Origin of the sequence: Phenylobacterium sp. LH3H17 (genome assembly GCF_024298925.1) — a bacterium.
Taxonomy (GTDB): Bacteria; Pseudomonadota; Alphaproteobacteria; order Caulobacterales; family Caulobacteraceae; genus Phenylobacterium.
The window spans coordinates 961,026-978,813 of sequence record NZ_CP101283.1; the positions used below are offsets into that span (position 1 = coordinate 961,026).

A 17,788-nucleotide genomic window follows, 5' to 3' on the forward strand; every position below is an offset into this window, starting at 1 on the left:
CGAAGCCGACTGAGGGGGACTTTGACTCTCTTCATTGGGCTTCAACCCCCTCCGTCACGTCGCCGAAGAGGGCGACGCGCCACCTCCCCCAAGAGGGGAGGACCTGGCTCCGCGCCTAGGCCGCGCGGAGCTGCTCGAACAGGTCGGCGGGGTAGGGCGAGCTATAGGCTGTGACGCCGAGCTCCCTGCGCAGCACGTCCAGCGGCCGGTTCCAGATGGCCTCCCAATCCAGCCCGATCAGCGGCGGTGTCTCGCGGCCGTGGACCCAGGCGGTGAGGATGGTGTCGAGAAACAGGGGCAGGGCCGCCGGCTGGGTCGTGGCGGTCTTGGTCAGGACCATGGCCAGGAACATCGAGGAATAGTGGTGCCCGAACTGGGCCATCTGGAAGGCCGAGATGGCCACCTCATGCAGGGCGGTGGTGCGGTAACCGGCCAGCAGGTGCCAGAGGTCATGGCACTGCAGGATCCGGGCATTCAGATAGTCGAGCGGGGCCGGCAGGTCGGCGAGGTTCAGCGCCTCACGGTCCAGCACCTCCAGGTCGAAGCCGTTGTCGACGATCAGCGAGTGGAACGCTCCGCCGAGCGACTCCTTCGGGCATAGCGCCAGGCGCTCCAGGCTGAACTTGCTGGGATAGCCCGCCGACGCGGCCTGGGTCACGCCCGGATAGGCGCTCGCCATGGCGGCGACCCGCAGCTTGAACGCCGGCGCCAGCTGGCCCGCCAGGGCGGCCGTCCGCGCGGTGACCTCGAGCGCGTCCTGGCCCGTTGGAGGTTCCAGGGCCAGGCCCCAGAACTCGTCCCAGAACGCCGGGGGCGGCGCATCGGTCCCGGCCGGCGCCTCGACAATGAGGGCGCGGGGCTGCCAGCCCAGCCAGCCCTCGGCCGCGCCGTCATAGACCGCGGCCAGGCGTTCCGGCGCCACGGCGGCGACATGCGTCCACAGGGCGGCGAGTTGCAGGCCGGCCGGGCCTTCGCCGGCCTTCAGCGTGATCGCAAGGCGCTGCGCCTCGGCGCCGTCGCCGCCCTTTACGGCCTGCTCCTCGAAGCGCTCTCGCGCCTGCGGGTCGATCATGGCCGCCTCCCTGACGAACTCTCTCTCGAGGAGAGAGCCCATAATTCCCGGGAGTAAATCAAGTTGCTCGTCCAACTGGACGTGAGCGGCTGGGGTTCGCCCGCGGCGCTGATAGTCGGCCTGGAGGCATTTTCGTCGGGCTATCCACCCTGAGGATTCATCGCCAAGGCGTTGAGGCGTCTCGCGCGTCATGTGTATGAAGTGGAGCTGCGGCGGAGGCGTCCAAGATGAACGAGCGTCCAGAGGTCGACATGCCACCGGCCACCGATCACTTCGTTCGACCTCCTTCGCTACATCCCAACGTGCACCGTATTCGGCGGGCCGCGCTCTTCCACCGGCTTGGGCCGGGCCTGATCACAGGCGCGGCGGACGACGATCCAGGCGGCATCGCCACCTACTCCCAGGCCGGCGCCCAGATGGGTCTGCAGATGCTCTGGACCGTGCCCTTCAGCTATCCGCTGCTATCGGCAATCCAGATGATCAGCGCCCGGATCGGCCGGGTGACCGGCCGTGGGCTCGCCGCGAATCTGGGCCGCGTGTTCCCCCGTCCAATCGTCACGGTCCTTGTCGGCTTGCTGTTCATCGCCAACGTCGTGAACATCGGCGCCGACCTTGCGGCGATGGGCGCGGCGGCGGAGCTCGTGCTGGGCTGGGGCCAGCACACGTTCACGGTGCTCTTCGCGGCGCTCTCTCTGCTGTTGCAGATCCTCGTCCCCTATCACCGCTATGTCCGCTATTTGAAATGGCTGACGCTCGCGCTGTTCGCATATGTCGGCGTGGTCTTCACCGTGCAGATCGACTGGAGCGAGGTCGCTCTTCGCACTGTGCTTCCGCAATTGGCGTTTACAGGAGCGACCGTCACAATGGTTGTGGCCATCTTCGGCACGACCATCAGCCCCTACCTGTTCTTCTGGCAGGCCTCCGAAGAGGTGGAGGATGAGGAGGCAGACCCAACCACTGGTCCGCTGTTGTCGCATCCAGAACAGGCCCCAGAGCAGCTCAGCCGCATCCGCTGGGACACCTATGTCGGCATGGGCTTCGCGCACCTGATCGCCTTCTTCATCATGCTGACAACAGCGGTCACGCTAAACGCGGCCGGCGTGACCGACATCGAGACTTCCGCCCAGGCCGCCGAGGCCCTGAAGCCCATCGCGGGGACGCTCGCCTTCCTGCTGTTCAGCCTGGGCATCATCGGCACGGGCCTGCTGGCGGTGCCCATCCTGGCCGGGTCGGCGGCCTACGCGATCAGCGAATCTCAGGGGTGGAAGATTGGACTTGAGCATCCGGCGCGCGAGGCCGTGGGTTTCTACAGCGTGATCGGGCTCGCCACGGTCCTCGGCCTCGCCGTGGACTATTCGCCCCTGGATCCGATCAAGGCCTTGTTCTGGAGCGCGGTGCTGAACGGTGTCATCGCCGTGCCGATCATGGCGGCAATGATGGTGGTGGCGTCTCGCCGCCACGAGATGGGGCCGTTCATAGCCACACTGGGGCAGCGCATCTTCGGCTGGCTGGCGACGGCTATCATGGCGGCCGCCGCGGTGGCGATGTTCGTGTTGTGGTAGCCGACCCGAGGCGCGCTCCCGCGGACGGGAGGGCCGTGGAGGAGCGCTTCTAACCGTTCCGCCAACTCGCCTTCACGTTTAGGCGCCTTGCATCGGCTCCGAAGCGGGCGTTGCATCGGCCCTGGAGGCGTCGGCTTCCGTGCGGACGCCCCGTTCACGGAGGACAGATCATGGGTAAGCGTGATCCTGGCTCGGTACGCACCATCGCTCTTGTGGGAGCGGCCGGAGCCGGCAAGACAACTCTTCTCGAAGCCATGCTGTTTGCGAGCGGCGCCATCGCCCGTCAGGGCGAAGTCGGCGCTTCGAGCGTCGGCGATGCGACCCCCGAGGCGCGAGCGCGCGGCCAGTCGGTGGAGCTGAACCTGGCGGGCTTCGAGTTCATGGGCGACCGCTACGCGGTGGTCGATTGTCCCGGCTCGACGGAGTTCGCCGCCGCAGAAGACCTAGTCCTCCCCGCCGTCGATCTGGTGGTGGTGGTGGCCGACCCGCATCCGGGCCGCGCGGCCCTACTGCAGCCGATCTTCAAGGAACTTGAGCGCCTGGGCGTCCCCCGCGCCGTGTTCGTCAACAAGATCGACCAGGCCCGAGGCCCCCTCGACGAATTCATGGCCGCCCTGGCGCCGGCGAGCGCCGCGCCCGTGGTGGCCCGCCAGATTCCCCTGATCGACAAGGAGCATGTGACAGGCTTCGTCGATCTGGCGCTGGAGCGCGCCTACATCTACCGGCCCGGCCAGCCCTCGCAGATCGTCGACCTGCCGCAGGACGTGGCCGAACTGGAGGCCGATGCCCGGTTCCACATGCTGGAACAGATGGCCGACTATGACGACGCCCTGATGGAGCAGCTTCTCTCCGACCTGACCCCCAGCCGCGACCTGGTCTTCGCCGACCTGGTGGCCGAGATGAACCAGGGCCAGATCGTGCCGGTGTTCTTCGGCTCGGCGTCCAACGGATTCGGGGTGCGCCGGCTGCTGAAGGCCCTGCGCCACGAGACCCCCGAGGTCTCCCAGGCCGCCGCGCGGCTGGGGCTGGACGGTCCCTGCGCCTATGTCTTCAAGACCTCCTACGCCGGTCAGGCGGGCAAGCTCTCCTACGCTCGCATCCTCGGCGGGGCTTTGAAGGACGGCGACGAGCTGACCGCCTCGAACGGCGAACGCAGCCGGGCGGGGGGCCTGTTCATCGTCAGCGGCGGCGCGACCAGGAAGGTCGATCACGCGGGGGCCGGCGACGTCGTCGCCATCGCCAAGATCGAGGCCGCCCGGGCCGGCCAGGTGCTGTCCTTCGACGGTAAGGCGCGCACGCCGCAGCTCAACTTCCGTGAGCCGCTCCACCTTTATGCGATGGCGGTGGCGGCCAAGGACCGCAAGGACGACGTGCGGATGTCGGCCGCGCTCACCAAGCTCGCCGAAGAGGACCCGACCCTCCGCGTGGTGCTCGATCCGGAGACCCAGGAGACCCTGATCTTCGGCCAGGGCGAGGCCCATGTGCAGGTGACCCTGGATCGCCTGCGCCGGCGGTTCAATGTCGAGGCGGCCACCAGCCCGCCCAAGATCTCCTACCGGGAGTCCATCCGCAAAGGCGTCACCCAGCGCGGCCGGCACAAGAAGCAGACCGGCGGCCACGGCCAGTTCGGCGACGTGGTCATCGAGATCAAGCCGCTGCCGCGCGGCTCCGGCTTCGCCTTCTCCCAGAGGATCACCGGCGGGGTGGTGCCCAAGCAGTGGATCCCGGCTGTCGAGCAAGGGGTCCGCGACGCCATGCAGAAGGGGCCGCTGGGCTTCCCCGTGACCGACGTGGAGGTGGTGCTGACCGACGGTTCCTATCACAGCGTCGACTCCTCCGAGATGGCCTTCCGCCAGGCCGGCCGTCTGGCCATGAGCGAGGGCCTGGCCGCTTGCGGGGCCTACCTGCTGGAGCCGGTGGAAAAGCTGCACATCAACGCGCCGTCCGCCAGCACCTCGAAGATCACCCAGGCGATCTCCGCCCGGCGTGGCCAGATCCTGGGATTCGCGCCGCGCGAAGGCTGGTCCGGCTGGGACGAGATCGAGGTCTGCCTGCCGCGCCATGAGCGCCAGGAACTGATCGCCGAACTGCGCGGCCTGACCCAGGGCCTGGGCGACTTCACCGCCGAGTTCGACCACATGGCCGAGCTCACGGGCCGTCTCGCAGAGGAGGTCAGCCGCAGCGCCGCGGCCTAGGCGCCCCTATAGGCCGCGGCCCAGAAGTCGCGCAGGACGCGCGGCGGCTCGGGAGAGGTCCAGAGCTGTTGAGTCAGCAGCACGCCGACCAGCCCGGCCTTCGGGTCGGAGCGCCAAGAGGTCCCGTAGCCGCCGTCCCAACCGAAGCCGCCCGGGACGGTTTGGCTGTCGGCGGCGGCTACGGCCATGCCTAACCCCCAGCCGGCGCCGTCCAGGAACATTTCCGAGGCTTGACGCTGGACGGGCGTGAGCTGGTCGGTGGTCATGGCCTCGACCGAGGCTGGCGAGAGCACCCCCGCGCCCCCGGCCAGCATCATCTGGCCGAAGGCGGCGACATCGTCGGCTGTCGAGACCAAGCCGCTGCCGCCAGCCTGGAACCCTCGCGGGCGGCTGAACCGGCTGCTGGCGCCGCCGGCGTCGTAGAGCGTGCGCCCGCTCTCGTCGTTCGTGTAGCAGGGCGGCAGGCGGTCGAGCTTGTCGGCCGGCACGCTGAAGCCGGTGTCCTTCATGCCCAGCGGCTCGAAGATGCGCCGGCGCATGTGGGCCTCCAGGGACTGGCCCGAGACGCGCGCGACCAGCACGCCTAGGACGTCCAGGCCGGTGTGGTAGAGCCAGGCCTCGCCCGGCTGATACGCCAGAGGCAGGTCCGCGAAGGCGGCCATATAGGCGTCAGCGTCGGGGAAGCCCGGCTGATCGGGGCCGGGCGCGAGTCCGCGTTCGGCGAAGGCCCGCTGGATAGGGGCGTCCTGGGCCATGATGAAACCCAGCCCGAAACGCAGGGTCAACAGGTCGCGGACCGAGATCGGCCTGTGGGCGGGAACCGTGTCGTCCAGCGGACCGTCCAGGCGCCTCAGCACCCTGCGTCCGGCGAGTTCGGGCAACCATTTGTCGACCGGTTCGTCGAGGGCCAGCTTGCCGTCGTCGACCAGGGCCATGGCCGCCGCGGCGGTCACCGGCTTGGTGATCGAGGCGATGCGGAAGAGCGTGTCGCGGGCCATGGGCGGGGCGCCGTCGGTCGCCATTGCACCAAGCGCCTCGACCTGGGTCTCGCCGCGACGGTTGACCAGCGCGACCAGTCCGGTGACCTCGCCGCTGGAAATGTGTTTGGCCAGGTCTTCGCGCATTCGAGAGCGTCCTTCCCTTGGTTGACGGTCACTCCGGGCAAAGGCCTTACCGCCCCACAGCCCGCCAAGCGCCGCTACGCCGACGATTGCAGTCCGCCTGTCAGGTCTCAAATCGACCATGCTTCGCCCCGCGTTCACGTAAGCGATCGCTTAAGTATTGGAAACGCGGAAGACCGTCAAGCACCCGACCGTCGGTCGGTTAGTGTTTGCCGCGGTCGCGACCGAAGTTGGGCTCGGGGCTTTCCTGGCCGGCGGCGATGATGCCGCGGCGGATCTCGCGGGTGCGCGTAAAGAGCTCATGCAACTTGTCGGCCTCCCCCCAGCGGATGGCGCGCGACAGGGCCTGCAGGTCCTCGGTGAACCGGCCCAGGATCTCCAACACCGCGTCCTTGTTGGCCACGAACACGTCGCGCCACATGGTCGGGTCGGAGGCCGCGATACGGGTGAAGTCGCGGAAGCCGCCGGCGGAGTACTTCATCACTTCGGCCTGGGTGACCTCCTCCATGTCGGCGGCGGTGCCGACGATGTTGTAGGCGATCAGGTGGGGCAGGTGGCTGGTGACGGCCAGGACCAGGTCGTGGTGGCGGTCGTCCATCTGATCGACATTGGCGCCCAGGCTCCGCCAGAACTCGGCGAGCTTGGCGGTGGCCTCCAGATACGCGTCGTCCTGTCTTGGCTGCGGGGTCAGGATCACCCATCGGTTCTCGAACAGCTCGGCCAGGCCCGCGTCGGGGCCCGAATGCTCGGTGCCGGCGATGGGGTGGCCGGGGATGATGAAGACGTTGGCGGGCAGGGCGGCGGCCAGGGCCTCGGCGACCGAGCCCTTTACCGAGCCGACGTCGGTGGCCGTGGCGCCGGGCTTCATCGCGGCGGCGGCGGCCTGGGCGGCCTGCCCCATCGCCAGGACCGGGACGGCGAAGATCACCAGGTCAGCGTCGGTAACCGCCTGCGCGATGTCCCCCGTCACCATGTCGGCGAAGCCCAGTTCGACGATGCGCTCGCGGTGGGCGGCGCTGGCGTCGGCGACGGCGACGTGGTCGACCACCCCGCGCTCCCGGGCGGCTCGGATCACCGACGAGCCGATCAGGCCGCAGCCGATCACCGCAATCTTCGGATAGATCACGTCCGCCACGCCGCTCAACCCTTCATGAAGTCGGACAGCGCCTCGACCACGGCGCGGTTGTGCTCTTCCAGGCCGATGGTGATCCGCAAATGGTCGGGCAGGCCGTAGCCGCCGACACCCCGGACGATCAGTCCGCGCGAGGCGAGGAAGCCCTCGGCCTCCTTGGCGGTCTTGCCCGGGGTCTTGGGGAAGCCCACCAGCACGAAGTTCGCCGCCGAGGGCACGGGCTCGAGGCCAAGGCCGCCAAGCTGCTGCATGAGGTAGGGCCGCCAGCGCTCGACCAGCGCCAGCGAGCGTTCCTGGAACTCGACGTCGCCCAGGGCCGCCACGGCCGCGAGCTGGGCCGGGATGTTGACGTTGAACGGCAGGCGGATGCGGTCGACGGCCGCCGCCATCTCCGGCGGCATGTAGGCCCAGCCCACGCGCAGGGCGGCCAGGCCGTGCAGCTTGGAGAAGGTGCGCGTGACCACGACATTGTCGAACTCGCGCACCATGTTCATCCCGTCCTCGAAGGCCGGGTCGGTGGCGAACTCGGCATAGGCGCCGTCCAGCACCAACACCACACTGGGCGGCAGGCCCGCGTGCAAGCGGCGGACCTCCGAGCCGGGGATCCAGGTGCCGGTGGGATTGGCCGGATTGGCCACGAACACCAGCCGGGTGCGGCTGTCGACCTGCTTCAGCAGTTCGTCGACATCGATGGTGTAATTGGGCTCGCGGGCGGTGCGCACTTCTGCCTGGCAGGCCCGGGCGCCGATGCCGTAGGCGCCGAAGCCGAACTCGCCCTGGACGATGTTGTCGCCGGGCTCGAGGAAGGTCTGGTTCAGGAGCTGGAAGATCTCGTCCGAGCCGCAGCCGAACAGCAGCCGCTCCGGCTCCAGGCCGTAGGTCTCGCAGAGGGCGTCACGCAGGACCGGCGCGCGTCCGTCCGGATACATGTGCAGCTGGTCGAACACCGAGGTGAAGGCTTCTCGGGCCTTGGGGCTGGAGCCCAGGATGTTCTCGTTGGCCGACAGTTTGAGGGGATGCTCGACGCCGTCGACCTTCGACTTGCCCGGCACATAGGGGGCGATGTCGAGGATGCCGGGCTTGGGCGTGGGCCGGGGCGCGGCGGCGCGGTCGATGACGATGTCGGACATGGGGCTCAACGGTGGCGGACGAAGCTTGGCCCGCTCTTACACGTCGAAGGGCGCAGGCGCAGCCCCGATGACTCCGGAAAGTCGGCCCGGCGCCCGGGCCAGGCGTTCGTCGTCCGCCTGATAGAAGCCCATCAGGGCGAAGAGCTTTAGGCCGCCGACCTCGGCGATCAGGTCGCCGGCCACCCCGTCGCGGCCCAGGGCGTCCTCGATCGCGGCGCTGCTTCCGGGCGCGTCGGTGACCCAGAAGGTGCGGTCGTCGCCGGTGGGCTCGACCTCCACCTCGGCGACCGCCAGGCTCGATTGCGGGCCCCAGGCCATCAGGCAGGGGAGGGCCGCGAACACCTTCAGTTTCGGTTCGGCCAGCAGGCGACCCCACCAGGGCGCGTCCCCGGCCAGGGCCAGGATGGCCACGCCGCCCTGGGAGCGGGCCGCGGCCAGGGCGTCCTCGGCCTTGCCCGCCACCTTGAGCAGCGGCGCCGCGCCGAACCGAAGGCGGGCGGCCTCGACGATGCGGGAGGGATCGCGCCCGCCCCACACCGCGAGGTGGAACGGTCCCTGGCGTGAGAGGCTGTCGCCGATCAGTTCGCGCCAGATGCGCACCACCAGGCTGGGCCGGGCGGCGTCGCGCGGAGTGGCCAGCAACTTGCGCAGCAATTGGGTCTCGCGGCCGGGGCGCAGTCCGAACTTGTCACCATCGCCGGCGGCGGCCTTGGCGGCGGCTACCTGGACGGCCAGGGAGGCGCGCTCGTCGACTAGGGCCAGCAGGGCGGCGTCGATCGCGTCGATGCGCGCGCGGACAACGTCCAGCGACGGCGCAGCGGGCTTGGGATCGGCGTCGGCCATTTTGTCCCCCGAAAACGAAGTTTCGGCGCTTAGGTCATTGCGGGGAAGGGTGCAATAGGCCCGAACGCCGCAAAAAAGTTGCACCAGAAACCGGTTGCCGCGGCCAGCCCCCCCGGCGACGGCCTTTGCCGGCCGCCTGGACGAGGTTCGCTGCCCATGCCAGCACTTCGCCTCGGACAACGGGGGAGGCCCAGGTGCGCGCAGATCGCAGACAGTTGCTGAGCCTGGCCGGCGGCGCCGGACTGGCCCTTGCCACGGGTCTCCCGAGCTTGGCCCAGGATCTAACGCAGATGACCGGTGGGGTCATGCCCATCTCGAAGGCCGAGCGCCTGTCGCGGATGGCCAAGGCGCAGGACCTTATGAGGGCCCAGGGGTTGTCAGCCCTGGTCGTCGAGCCCGGCGCCGCCCTGACCTACTTCACCGGCGTGCGCTGGAACCGCAGCGAGCGGGTCACCGCCGCGATCATCCCGGTCGAGGGCGAGACCCTGATCGTCACGCCGCACTTCGAGGAGCCCTCGGTGCGCGAGACCCTGGCCGTGCCCGGAGAGGTCCGCGTCTGGCAGGAGGACGAGAACCCCGCCGCCGTGGCCGCCGCCTGGCTGAAGGAACGCAAGCTCGCCGCCGGCAGGATCGGGGTCGAGGAGACGGTGCGGTTCTTCGTCAGTGACGGCCTGGCGCGCCTGCTGCCCGACGCGACGATCGTCTCGGGCGCGCCCATCGTGCGCGGCTGCCGGATGATCAAGTCGCCCGCCGAGATCGCCCTGATGCAGATGGCCAGCGACATCACCATCGCCGCCTACCGCCACACATGGCCCAAGATCGAGAGGGGCATGACGCCCGGCGACATCGGCGGAATCATGAACCGTGCGACCGCCGCGCTTGGCGGCCGGCCGGAGTTCGCCCTGATCTTGCTGGGCGAGGCCAGCGCCTATCCCCACGGGTCGGACAAGCCGCAGATGGTGCGCGGCGGCCAGGTGGTGCTGATGGACTGCGGCTGCACGGTGGAGGGGTACCAGTCAGACATCTCGCGGACCTTCGTGTTCGGCGAGCCGACGAGGAAGCAGCGGCTGGTCTGGGACCAGGTCCACCGCGGCCAGCAGATCGCCTTCGAGACCGCCCAGGTGGGGGTGGCCGCCGGCGCTGTCGACGACGCGGTGCGCGCCTATTACGAGCCGCTGGGCTACGGGCCGCGCTACCGGCTCCCGGGCCTGTCGCATCGCACGGGCCACGGCATCGGCCTCGACGGCCACGAGCCGGTGAACTTCGTGCATGGCGAGGCGACCAGGCTGGCCCCGGGCATGTGCCTCTCCGACGAACCCGGCCTCTATATCCCCGGTGAGTTCGGGGTGCGGCTGGAGGATTGCCTGCACATGACGCCCGGCGGGCCGGAGTGGTTCTCCGTCCCGCCGCCGTCGCTGGACAAGCCGTTCGGCTAAGCGGGTCAGTAGACGCGCGGCGCCGGGCCGATCGCCACCGGGCCCAGGGTGGTCTGGCCGGCCTGGAAGGTGATCGTCGCCTGGGCGACGTCGCCCGAGCCCTGGCGCGCCGCGGTGACGGCGGCCGCCGCGAGCGCCGCCTCGGGGCGGATCACGCCGGTCTGGGCCATGGCCGACAGGGCCTGGGGCGCCTCGCGCAGGGTGACCTGAAGGGAACCGGACAGCCGCCCGTCATAGCCGACCCCAAGGGTTCCGGATTGGGAGCCGACCACCGCCGATCCCGCCGTTAGGCCCGCCTGGCGCACCGTCATGCTCCCGCCGGCCGCGCCCCAGGATTTCACCGCCGCGGGCCAATCCGAGCCCTTGAAGGCGCTGATCTTTGAGAGGGTGGAGTCCCAGACCATGGAGACCGGCTTGTCGCCGGCGATCCGCGCGAACAGGCCCGAGAGCCGGGCGGCGCCATTGTCGACCCGAAACAGCACCGCGGCCTGGTCGTCGGGGCCGGCGCGCAAGTGGGTCTCGACCTTCTCGGCGGCGCTCAGGGCGAAGGGCTGGGCGCCCGGACCCGGCGAGAAGGTGAGCTTGCGGCCCTCGAAGGAGAAGTTGGGCGGGGTGTTGTCGAGCTGGGATAGGCTGGCGTGCAGCACCTCGCCCTTCACCGCCACCGGCCCGCCGATCGGGCGGACGAAGGTGAAGCCCTCCGGCGTGGCCAGCACCCAGGTTCCAAGACCGTGGATATAGGCCTGAGTCTCCAGGCGCGGCGCGGCGAGCGCCCAGCCGGACGGCTCACGGATGCTGGCGTCCAGCAGGCTGACGTTGAGCCGGAACGGATAGCCGGTGATTCGCCGTTCTTTCCAGGCGACCTGATAGCCCGCGCTGCGCAGGCTCTCGGCGCCGGCGTCCATCCGCAACCGCGTCTCGCGATGCAGGTAGAGCCAGAAGCCGCTCCAGACCACCGCGGCCACCACGGCCACGATGAACGGGAGATAGAGGCCCATGCGTCCGCGTTTGCGGGGCGGTTCCAGATCGGGCAGAGGAGCGGGAGGTGGGATGGGTTTTGCGCGGCGGGCCATGTCGATCGAGCGTTGGGTCTTCGGTTACGGATCACTGATGTGGCGGCCGGGTTTTGCGTTCCAGGAGCGCCAGCCTGCGACCCTACACGGGCGACGCCGCGCCTTCTGCATCTATTCGGTGCATCACCGGGGCACCTATGAACGTCCGGGCCTGGTCCTGGGTCTCGCGCCGGGTGGCGCGGTGCGCGGCGCGGCCTATCGGATCGCCGAGGCCGACTGGCCGGAGGTCTACGCCTATCTGCGCGAGCGCGAGCAGCCTACCGAGACCTATGTGGAGGGGAGCGCCAATATCCGCCTGGCCGACGGGCGGCGGGTGGCGACCCTGGTTTTCTTCTCCGACGTCCACCATCCGCAATGGGCCGGCGCGCTCAGCCTGGAGCGTCAGGCCGACCTGATCGCCGGCGCGAGGGGGCTGTCGGGGCGCAATGTCGACTACCTGCGCGACCTGATCGAACACCTGCGCGAGGACGGCGTGCGAGACCACGCCATGGAGACCCTGCTGGGCATGGTCGAGGCGCGCGAGCTGGCGGCCTAGAGGTCCAGCAGCTTGGCCGAGGCCGTCTCGATCCGCTCTTCCAGCAGGCGCATGAACTCCGCGCGCTTCAGGCCGGGCGCGATGGGTTCGAGATATTCGAAGACGATGGTCCCCGGCTTGCGCGTGAAGCCGTGCCTGGGCCAGTGGACGCCGGAATTGGTCGCCACCGGCACCACCGGCACATTGATCTCTCGATAGAGGGCGGCGATGCCCGGCTTGTAGTCGGCCTTCTGGCCCGGATCGACGCGGGTCCCTTCGGGGAAGATGATCAGCTGGCGCTTGTCGGCGAAGCGGTCGTTGGCGTCGCGGATCAGCTTGCGCAGCGCCGTGGAATGGCCTTCGCGGTCCACGACGATCATCCGCGCCCGGGCGGCGAACCAGGAGAAGAACGGTATCCAGGTCAGCTCCTTCTTCATCACGAAGCAGGCGTGGGGCAGCCAGGCGAACTGGGCGAAGACGTCGAACATGCATTGGTGCTTGGGCGCCACCAGGGCCGCGCCGGTCGGCATGTGCTGCTTGCCGCGCACCTCGACCTTGATGTCGCAGCAGACTTCCAGCAGCCAGACGACGCCCCTGCCCCACATGCCGATCAGCGCCATGGTCCAGGAACGTGGGCCCAGCAGGGCCGGCGACAGGCCCACCGCCACGAAGACGGACCACAGATAGAACAGGGCCACGAAGACGAAGGAGCGCAGAGCGATCAAAATGGGTCAGCCTTTGTTCGGCCCGGCGGCGGGCTTGTCGCCCAGTCCCAGGATCGCCTCGCGGCCCAGGATCGCCAGGTACTTGGTATATTCCCCCACCATCAGGCGCACGCCGCCTGAGGTTCGCCGCCAGCGATGGGCGTCGACGACCGAGGTGGCGACCGGGTAGGCGGTGAGCTGGGTGTCGGGCATGGCGCCGCGCAGCTCCAGCATGGCGCGCGGCATGTGGTAGTCGGCGGTGACCACGATCAGGCTGTCATAGCGCAGCGAGCGGGCCCATTCCTGGGTTTCCCGCGCGTTGCCAACCGTGTCGGCGGCGTTGAAGCCCAGGTCGACGCAGCAATCGTACAGCCGCCGCACGGCGCGGCTGACGGTGCGGATGTCCTCGCGGCTGGCCTGGCGGCTGACGCCGGACACCAGCATGCGCTTGGCCTTGCCGTCCTGAAGCAGCTCCATGGCCGCCCCGATCCGCTCGTTGGATCCGGCGCCGGTCAGGGCCACCACCCCGTCGGCGCGCGCGGGCTCGCGGGCCGGCGTCGAGCGCGCCACCCGCTCGGTGAAGGCGAACAGGCCCACCGCCCAGATGAGCGCCAGCACCAGGAGGGCGGCCAGCGGCTTCACATCATCTCCCGGATCAGGGCGAGCGAGGTCAGGCGCGCCGAGACGGCGGCCACGGCGGCCGCGGCCAGGGGCGCGGGCGCGACGGCCAGCAGGTCGATCCATGCGATGGGCAATACTGGCGTCAAGCCGTCGCCTCCCCCCGCGAAACGCAGCACGGCCCCCATGATCGCCGCCGCGCCCGCTCCGAACAAGCCCGCCGTCGCGGCCATGCGCGCGAAGCGGACCTGGAACAGGCCGGCGATGAACCCGTCCTCGGCCCCTGAGAGGTGCAGCACCTCCACCACCTCGCGGCGCGCGGCCAGTCCCGCCCGGGTCGCGAAGGCCACCACGGCCCCGGCCGCCACGGCGATCAGGGCGAACACCGCCCCGCCGATGATCCGCGCCGTTCCGGCCGCGCGTTCGATGTCCTTCATCCAGACCGAATGGTCGTCGACGATGGCGTCCAGCCCCTGGGCCTTCAGCGCGCGGTCCAGGGTCTCTCCGGTGGCCGGCGCTTCGGGATCGAGCAGCACCGAGACCAGGCGCGGAATGGGCAGGTCCTCCAAATCGGCGGCGTCGCCCAGCCAGGGCGCGATGAGCGCCTCGGCCTTTTCCTTCTCCAGGGCGCGGGCCTCGACCACGCCGGGCACGCCGGCAAGGGTCTCGGCGGCGCGGGCCGCGGCCCCGTCGGGGGTCTCGTTGGTCTTGGGCCGGACGATGATCGTGGCCTCGTTGGTCAGGTGGCCGGTCCAGCCGCGGGCGGCGCGGTCGGCGGCCAGCACCGCCAGCAGGGTCAGGCAGGCCAGGAAGCACAGGGTCGCGACCACGAAGATCAGCGAGCCGTCCTTGGCGTCGGCCTCGGGCAGGAAGGGCGCCGGGCGCCAGCGTTCGGCGTCAAACTCGCTCACGCCGCACTCCCGCCCGCGAGCCGGGTCAGGCGTCCTTCGTCCAGGTGAAGCACCGGCATGCCGGACGCGGCCACCAGGTCCTGGTCGTGGGTGGCGATGAGGATGGTGGTCCCCAGGCGGTTCAGCTCGACGAACAGCCGCAGGATGCGCAGGCCCATCTCATGATCGACATTGCCGGTGGGTTCGTCGGCCAGCAGGATGTCGGGGCGGTTGACCACCGCGCGGGCGATAGCGAGCCGCTGCTTCTCGCCCCCGGCCAGGGTCGCGGGCATGGCGTGCATGCGCGAGCGCAGGCCTACCCAGGTCAGCAGTTCGGCCACGTCCTGGCGATAGCTTTCGGGCTTACGGCCGGCGATGCGCAGCGGCAGGGCGGTGTTGTCGAAGGCCGACAGGTGCTCCAGCAGCTTGAACTCCTGGTAGACCACCCCGATCCGCCGGCGCAGGAACGGCTGCTCGCGGGGCGCGATGGCCGATACGTCCTGGCCGAACAGGTGCAGCAGTCCCTTCGAGGGCCGGGCCGCCAGGAAGATAAGCTTGAGCAGCGAGGTCTTGCCCGCCCCGGAGGCGCCAGTGACGAAATGGAAAGACCCGGGCGCCAATGAGAAGGTAAGGTCCTTCAGCGTCTCGGGGGCACGGCCATATCGCATCGAAACGTCATCGAAGCGGACCACGGCGGGATCGGCGTCGAACGCGCCGGCGGCATGCGTGTTTCTGGACATGAAGACCGAAATCGGCGACCTCGGTTGAGGTTGCTGGAGCGTCCGATTCGGCCGTCATGATACTGACCTGTCCAGAGTGCGCCACCAGCTATTTCGTGGATGATTCCAAGATCCCCGAAGCCGGTCGCATCGTGAAGTGCGCCAGCTGCGGCGCGCGCTGGACCGCGCGCCCGGAGCCGGCGGCGCTCGACCTGGAAGTCACCGGCGACGAGGGCGCGATCGCCCGCGAACCGGCCGAGCAGGCGATCTCGGACGAGATCCCGATCAGCGAGCTGCCGGGCGAGGTCCTGCCCAAGGTGTTCCGCGCCAAGGCCGACACCGAGCGCCGGATTCGCGAGGCCGCCGCCACGGGGATCATCTGGGCGGGCCTGGCCGCGGCGCTGCTGGTGCTGTTAGCCGTCGCCTTCGTGTTCCGGGTCGACGTGGTGCGCATCTGGCCGCGGACGGCCAGCGCCTACGCGTTCGTCGGCCAGCCGGTGAACAGTCTCGGCCTGGTGATCGAGGGCGTGCGGTTCGAGCCCTCCCTGCAGGAGGGCCATGCGGCGCTGTCGGTCTCGGGCATGATCCGCAACATCCAGGAAGAGCCGGTGATTTCGCCCCCCATGCGCATCAGCCTGCTGGATGAGCACGGCAAGGCGGTGGTCACCAAGATCGCCCGTCCCGCAGACGCCAAGATCCCGCCCGGCGAGACCCGTCATTTCGCCATCGCCCTGCTGGACCCGCCGGTCACGGCTCGTGTCCTGGAGGTCGCCTTCGCGCCGCCCGAACCGCTCAAGAAGGTGAAGGTCAACCAGGGCGATCCCCCGAAGGCGTCGGCCGCTCAGGGTGCGCCTGCCCTGCGTCACGCCGCCAACCCGCCGGCGGTGACCCGGAGCCTGACGCCCGCTCCGGTGGAGGCCCAGCCCCTGCCGCCCGGCACTCCGGACGCCTTGCAAGCCCATGAGTGAACCGCTGCCCGAGCTCCTGGCCGAGCCGGTGGTCTTGCTCAACCAGGCCGAGGTCGCGACCCGGGTGGAAGCCCTGGCCGCCGAGATCGCGCCGCACATCGACGACAACACCGTGGCGGTCTGCCTGCTGACCGGCGGGCTCTGGTTCGCCTCGGACCTCACCCGGGCCCTGTCGCGGGCCGGGCGCAATGTGCGGTTCGACGCCCTGTGGCTGGCCTCCTACGGCGATGAGCGCGCCAGCCTCGGACGGTGCGAGGTCCGCGCCGACCTGCAGCGTCCGCTCTCGGGCCGCACCGCCCTGATCATCGACGACGTCATAGATACCGGCCTGTCCCTATCGGAAGCCCAGCGCCTGGTCACGGACGCAGGGGCCAGTCGTGCGCTCACCGCCGTCTTCGCAAGCAAGCCGTGGCCCACCCCACGCGCCATCGTCCCCGACTTCGTGGCCTGGCACGCTCCGGCACGCTTCCTGGTCGGCTACGGCATGGATGCCGCCGGAGCCTATCGCGGGCTGCCGTTCATCGGGGCGCTGGATTAGACGCCTGCCTAGCCGGTGCTGGCGTTGATCTGCGCCCGGACCACCGAGGCCGGCACCACCGGGATTTCATGGTCGTCCAGCGGCTTCATCCAGGCCTTTCGGGCCATGGCCGCGGCCACATAGGGGGCGAGTTCCTGCGCCTTGCGGGCCTCGCGCTCGGCGACCTCGGCCTTGAAGCCCCCCATCACCTCGGCGGCGAACAGCTCCAGGGATTCGCAGATGTGGTCGTGGCGATTACGGCCGGCCTGCTGCAGGAAGATCACCTGGTCGACGCCGGCGTCCTGGAAGGCGGTGATGTGCTCACGGATGTCGTCTGGCGTGCCGATGCCGTTGGCGTTGCGCTCGGCCATGCTTCGGGCGGCGATGATCTCCTCGTCGCTGTTGGCGCGCGACTTCTGGAAGTCGGCGAACAGGGTCGAGCGGCCGGGCAGGGCGTCGTGCGCCACCAGGGCGTTGACTGCATAGCCGAAGAACTCAAAGCCCTCCTGGCCGCGCCGGATCGCCTCCGCGCGATCGTGATGCACCGAGAAGTTCGAGACCATGGCGATATTGGCGTTCACGCTGTGGCCGATGGGGACGCATTCGTCTGACTTGATGATCCCATAGTAGATGTCGGCCCAGTTCCGCGCCTCCTCCGGATCGACGAAGGAGAAGGCGAGCGCGCCGAGACCTTTCGAGGCGGCCACCTTGATGGTGTCGCGGTTGGTGCAGGCCATCCACATGGGCGGATGCGGCTTCTGCATCGGCTTGGGCACGACATTGCGGCAGGGGAAGGAGAAGCCCCGGCCCTCGAAGCCCGGGTATGGGTCCATCACCATCATGTTGGCGATCTGCTCGGCGGCCTCCAGGGCCAGCGCGCGCTTTTCCTTGGCGGGGATGCCGAAGCCTCCCAGCTCCAGCCGCGTGGCGCCCTCGCCGATCCCGAAGTCGAGCCGTCCGTGCGAGATGATATCCAGGGTCGCCAGGCCCTCGGCCGTGCGGGCCGGGTGGTTGTAGTTGGGGATTACCTGGCGGATGCCGTGGCCGACGCGGATGGTCTTGGTGAGCGCCGCGCAGGCGGCGAGGAACACCTCCGGGGCGGAGGAATGGGAATATTCCTCGAGGAAGTGGTGCTCGACCTCCCAGGCGTAGTCGAAGCCCAGCCGGTCGGCGAGCACGACCTGCTCCAGGGCCTGGTGGAACAGCCGCGCCTCGTCGCCCTCGTTCCAGGGCTTGGGAAGCTGGTGCTCGTAAAAGATCCCGAAGCGCATCGTCGACCCTCCCGTCCGCCCTC

General features: G+C 69.5%; 17 protein-coding genes. 6 read left to right on the forward strand and 11 right to left on the reverse strand.

Annotated features, from left to right (window positions below; translation table 11 throughout):
- Positions 1-115: 115 nt before the first annotated feature.
- Entirely contained in the window at positions 116-1,072 is a 957-nt protein-coding gene (locus M9M90_RS04725) for a Coq4 family protein (RefSeq protein ID WP_254836016.1), read from the reverse strand.
- Between the two features lie 251 nt (positions 1,073-1,323).
- On the opposite strand from M9M90_RS04725, the gene M9M90_RS04730 reads away from it, so the two are divergent.
- Complete coding sequence (locus M9M90_RS04730) at positions 1,324-2,634, forward strand: NRAMP family divalent metal transporter (protein ID WP_254836017.1); 1,311 nt, start codon at positions 1,324-1,326, stop codon at positions 2,632-2,634.
- Between the two features lie 170 nt (positions 2,635-2,804).
- Positions 2,805-4,829 (forward strand): elongation factor G, encoded by a 2,025-nt coding sequence (locus tag M9M90_RS04735; RefSeq protein WP_254836018.1) that lies wholly within the window; start codon positions 2,805-2,807, stop codon positions 4,827-4,829.
- On the opposite strand, the gene M9M90_RS04740 is transcribed toward M9M90_RS04735, so the two are convergent.
- From M9M90_RS04740 to M9M90_RS04755, 4 genes are all read right to left on the reverse strand, one after another.
- The gene (locus tag M9M90_RS04740) at positions 4,826-5,953 is read right to left on the reverse strand and encodes a serine hydrolase (protein ID WP_254836019.1); all 1,128 of its coding nucleotides are present in this window, start codon (positions 5,951-5,953) and stop codon (positions 4,826-4,828) included. The two genes, M9M90_RS04735 and M9M90_RS04740, sit on opposite strands and share 4 nt — an antisense overlap.
- 199 nt (positions 5,954-6,152) lie before the next feature.
- Complete coding sequence (locus M9M90_RS04745; RefSeq protein WP_254836020.1) at positions 6,153-7,085, reverse strand: prephenate/arogenate dehydrogenase family protein; 933 nt, start codon at positions 7,083-7,085, stop codon at positions 6,153-6,155.
- Positions 7,086-7,090: 5 nt separating this feature from the next.
- The gene (hisC, locus tag M9M90_RS04750; RefSeq protein WP_254836021.1) at positions 7,091-8,212 is read right to left on the reverse strand and encodes a histidinol-phosphate transaminase; all 1,122 of its coding nucleotides are present in this window, start codon (positions 8,210-8,212) and stop codon (positions 7,091-7,093) included.
- 36 nt (positions 8,213-8,248) lie between these two features.
- Positions 8,249-9,055 (reverse strand): chorismate mutase, encoded by an 807-nt coding sequence (locus M9M90_RS04755; protein WP_254836022.1) that lies wholly within the window; start codon positions 9,053-9,055, stop codon positions 8,249-8,251.
- A gap of 194 nt (positions 9,056-9,249) precedes the next feature.
- Here M9M90_RS04755 and M9M90_RS04760 point away from each other — a divergent pair, with 194 nt between their 5' ends.
- Positions 9,250-10,491, forward strand: coding sequence for a Xaa-Pro peptidase family protein (locus tag M9M90_RS04760; protein ID WP_254836023.1), 1,242 nt, complete (start codon positions 9,250-9,252; stop codon positions 10,489-10,491).
- A 5-nt stretch (positions 10,492-10,496) separates the two neighbouring features.
- On the opposite strand, the gene M9M90_RS04765 is transcribed toward M9M90_RS04760, so the two are convergent.
- Entirely contained in the window at positions 10,497-11,489 is a 993-nt protein-coding gene (locus M9M90_RS04765) for a DUF2125 domain-containing protein (RefSeq protein WP_254836024.1), read from the reverse strand.
- A gap of 73 nt (positions 11,490-11,562) precedes the next feature.
- Here M9M90_RS04765 and M9M90_RS04770 point away from each other — a divergent pair, with 73 nt between their 5' ends.
- Entirely contained in the window at positions 11,563-12,099 is a 537-nt protein-coding gene (locus tag M9M90_RS04770; protein ID WP_254836025.1) for a gamma-glutamylcyclotransferase, read from the forward strand.
- On the opposite strand, the gene M9M90_RS04775 is transcribed toward M9M90_RS04770, so the two are convergent.
- From M9M90_RS04775 to ftsE, 4 genes are read right to left on the reverse strand one after another with little or no spacing between them, the layout of a single operon-like run.
- Positions 12,096-12,803, reverse strand: a complete 708-nt coding sequence (locus M9M90_RS04775) for a 1-acyl-sn-glycerol-3-phosphate acyltransferase (RefSeq protein ID WP_254836026.1) — start codon at positions 12,801-12,803, stop codon at positions 12,096-12,098. The genes M9M90_RS04770 and M9M90_RS04775 overlap by 4 nt on opposite strands.
- A 6-nt stretch (positions 12,804-12,809) precedes the next feature.
- A complete protein-coding gene (locus M9M90_RS04780; RefSeq protein WP_254836027.1) occupies positions 12,810-13,424 on the reverse strand; it encodes a YdcF family protein in 615 nt (204 codons plus the stop codon).
- On the reverse strand, positions 13,421-14,311 hold the full coding sequence (locus M9M90_RS04785) for an ABC transporter permease (RefSeq protein WP_254836028.1): 891 nt from the start codon (positions 14,309-14,311) through the stop codon (positions 13,421-13,423). The genes M9M90_RS04780 and M9M90_RS04785 overlap by 4 nt, the downstream gene beginning before the upstream one ends.
- Positions 14,308-15,030: a cell division ATP-binding protein FtsE gene (gene ftsE, locus M9M90_RS04790; protein WP_254836029.1), complete on the reverse strand. Its 723-nt coding sequence runs from the start codon at positions 15,028-15,030 to the stop codon at positions 14,308-14,310. Before ftsE ends, M9M90_RS04785 begins: the two co-directional genes overlap by 4 nt.
- Positions 15,031-15,086: 56 nt before the next feature.
- On the opposite strand from ftsE, the gene M9M90_RS04795 reads away from it, so the two are divergent.
- Together M9M90_RS04795 and M9M90_RS04800 are read left to right on the forward strand one after the other, a co-directional pair.
- Complete coding sequence (locus M9M90_RS04795; RefSeq protein ID WP_254836030.1) at positions 15,087-15,977, forward strand: DUF3426 domain-containing protein; 891 nt, start codon at positions 15,087-15,089, stop codon at positions 15,975-15,977.
- Positions 15,970-16,515, forward strand: a complete 546-nt coding sequence (locus M9M90_RS04800) for a phosphoribosyltransferase (RefSeq protein ID WP_254836031.1) — start codon at positions 15,970-15,972, stop codon at positions 16,513-16,515. Before M9M90_RS04795 ends, M9M90_RS04800 begins: the two co-directional genes overlap by 8 nt.
- Positions 16,516-16,523: 8 nt before the next feature.
- On the opposite strand, the gene M9M90_RS04805 is transcribed toward M9M90_RS04800, so the two are convergent.
- The gene (locus tag M9M90_RS04805; RefSeq protein WP_254836032.1) at positions 16,524-17,765 is read right to left on the reverse strand and encodes an LLM class flavin-dependent oxidoreductase; all 1,242 of its coding nucleotides are present in this window, start codon (positions 17,763-17,765) and stop codon (positions 16,524-16,526) included.
- Between the last annotated feature and the right edge of the window lie 23 nt (positions 17,766-17,788).

What these genes read in the sequence shown, in the direction of transcription:
- M9M90_RS04725 (WP_254836016.1), bottom strand. Translation starts at nt 1,072, where the DNA reads ATGATCGACCCGCAGGCGCGAGAGCGCTTCGAGGAGCAGGCCGTAAAG.
- M9M90_RS04730 (WP_254836017.1), top strand. Translation starts at nt 1,324, where the DNA reads ATGCCACCGGCCACCGATCACTTCGTTCGACCTCCTTCGCTACATCCC.
- M9M90_RS04735 (WP_254836018.1), top strand. Translation starts at nt 2,805, where the DNA reads ATGGGTAAGCGTGATCCTGGCTCGGTACGCACCATCGCTCTTGTGGGA.
- M9M90_RS04740 (WP_254836019.1), bottom strand. Translation starts at nt 5,953, where the DNA reads ATGCGCGAAGACCTGGCCAAACACATTTCCAGCGGCGAGGTCACCGGA.
- hisC (WP_254836021.1), bottom strand. Translation starts at nt 8,212, where the DNA reads ATGTCCGACATCGTCATCGACCGCGCCGCCGCGCCCCGGCCCACGCCC.
- M9M90_RS04755 (WP_254836022.1), bottom strand. Translation starts at nt 9,055, where the DNA reads ATGGCCGACGCCGATCCCAAGCCCGCTGCGCCGTCGCTGGACGTTGTC.
- M9M90_RS04765 (WP_254836024.1), bottom strand. Translation starts at nt 11,489, where the DNA reads ATGGGCCTCTATCTCCCGTTCATCGTGGCCGTGGTGGCCGCGGTGGTC.
- M9M90_RS04770 (WP_254836025.1), top strand. Translation starts at nt 11,563, where the DNA reads ATGTCGATCGAGCGTTGGGTCTTCGGTTACGGATCACTGATGTGGCGG.
- ftsE (WP_254836029.1), bottom strand. Translation starts at nt 15,030, where the DNA reads ATGTCCAGAAACACGCATGCCGCCGGCGCGTTCGACGCCGATCCCGCC.
- M9M90_RS04795 (WP_254836030.1), top strand. Translation starts at nt 15,087, where the DNA reads ATGATACTGACCTGTCCAGAGTGCGCCACCAGCTATTTCGTGGATGAT.
- M9M90_RS04800 (WP_254836031.1), top strand. Translation starts at nt 15,970, where the DNA reads ATGAGTGAACCGCTGCCCGAGCTCCTGGCCGAGCCGGTGGTCTTGCTC.
- M9M90_RS04805 (WP_254836032.1), bottom strand. Translation starts at nt 17,765, where the DNA reads ATGCGCTTCGGGATCTTTTACGAGCACCAGCTTCCCAAGCCCTGGAAC.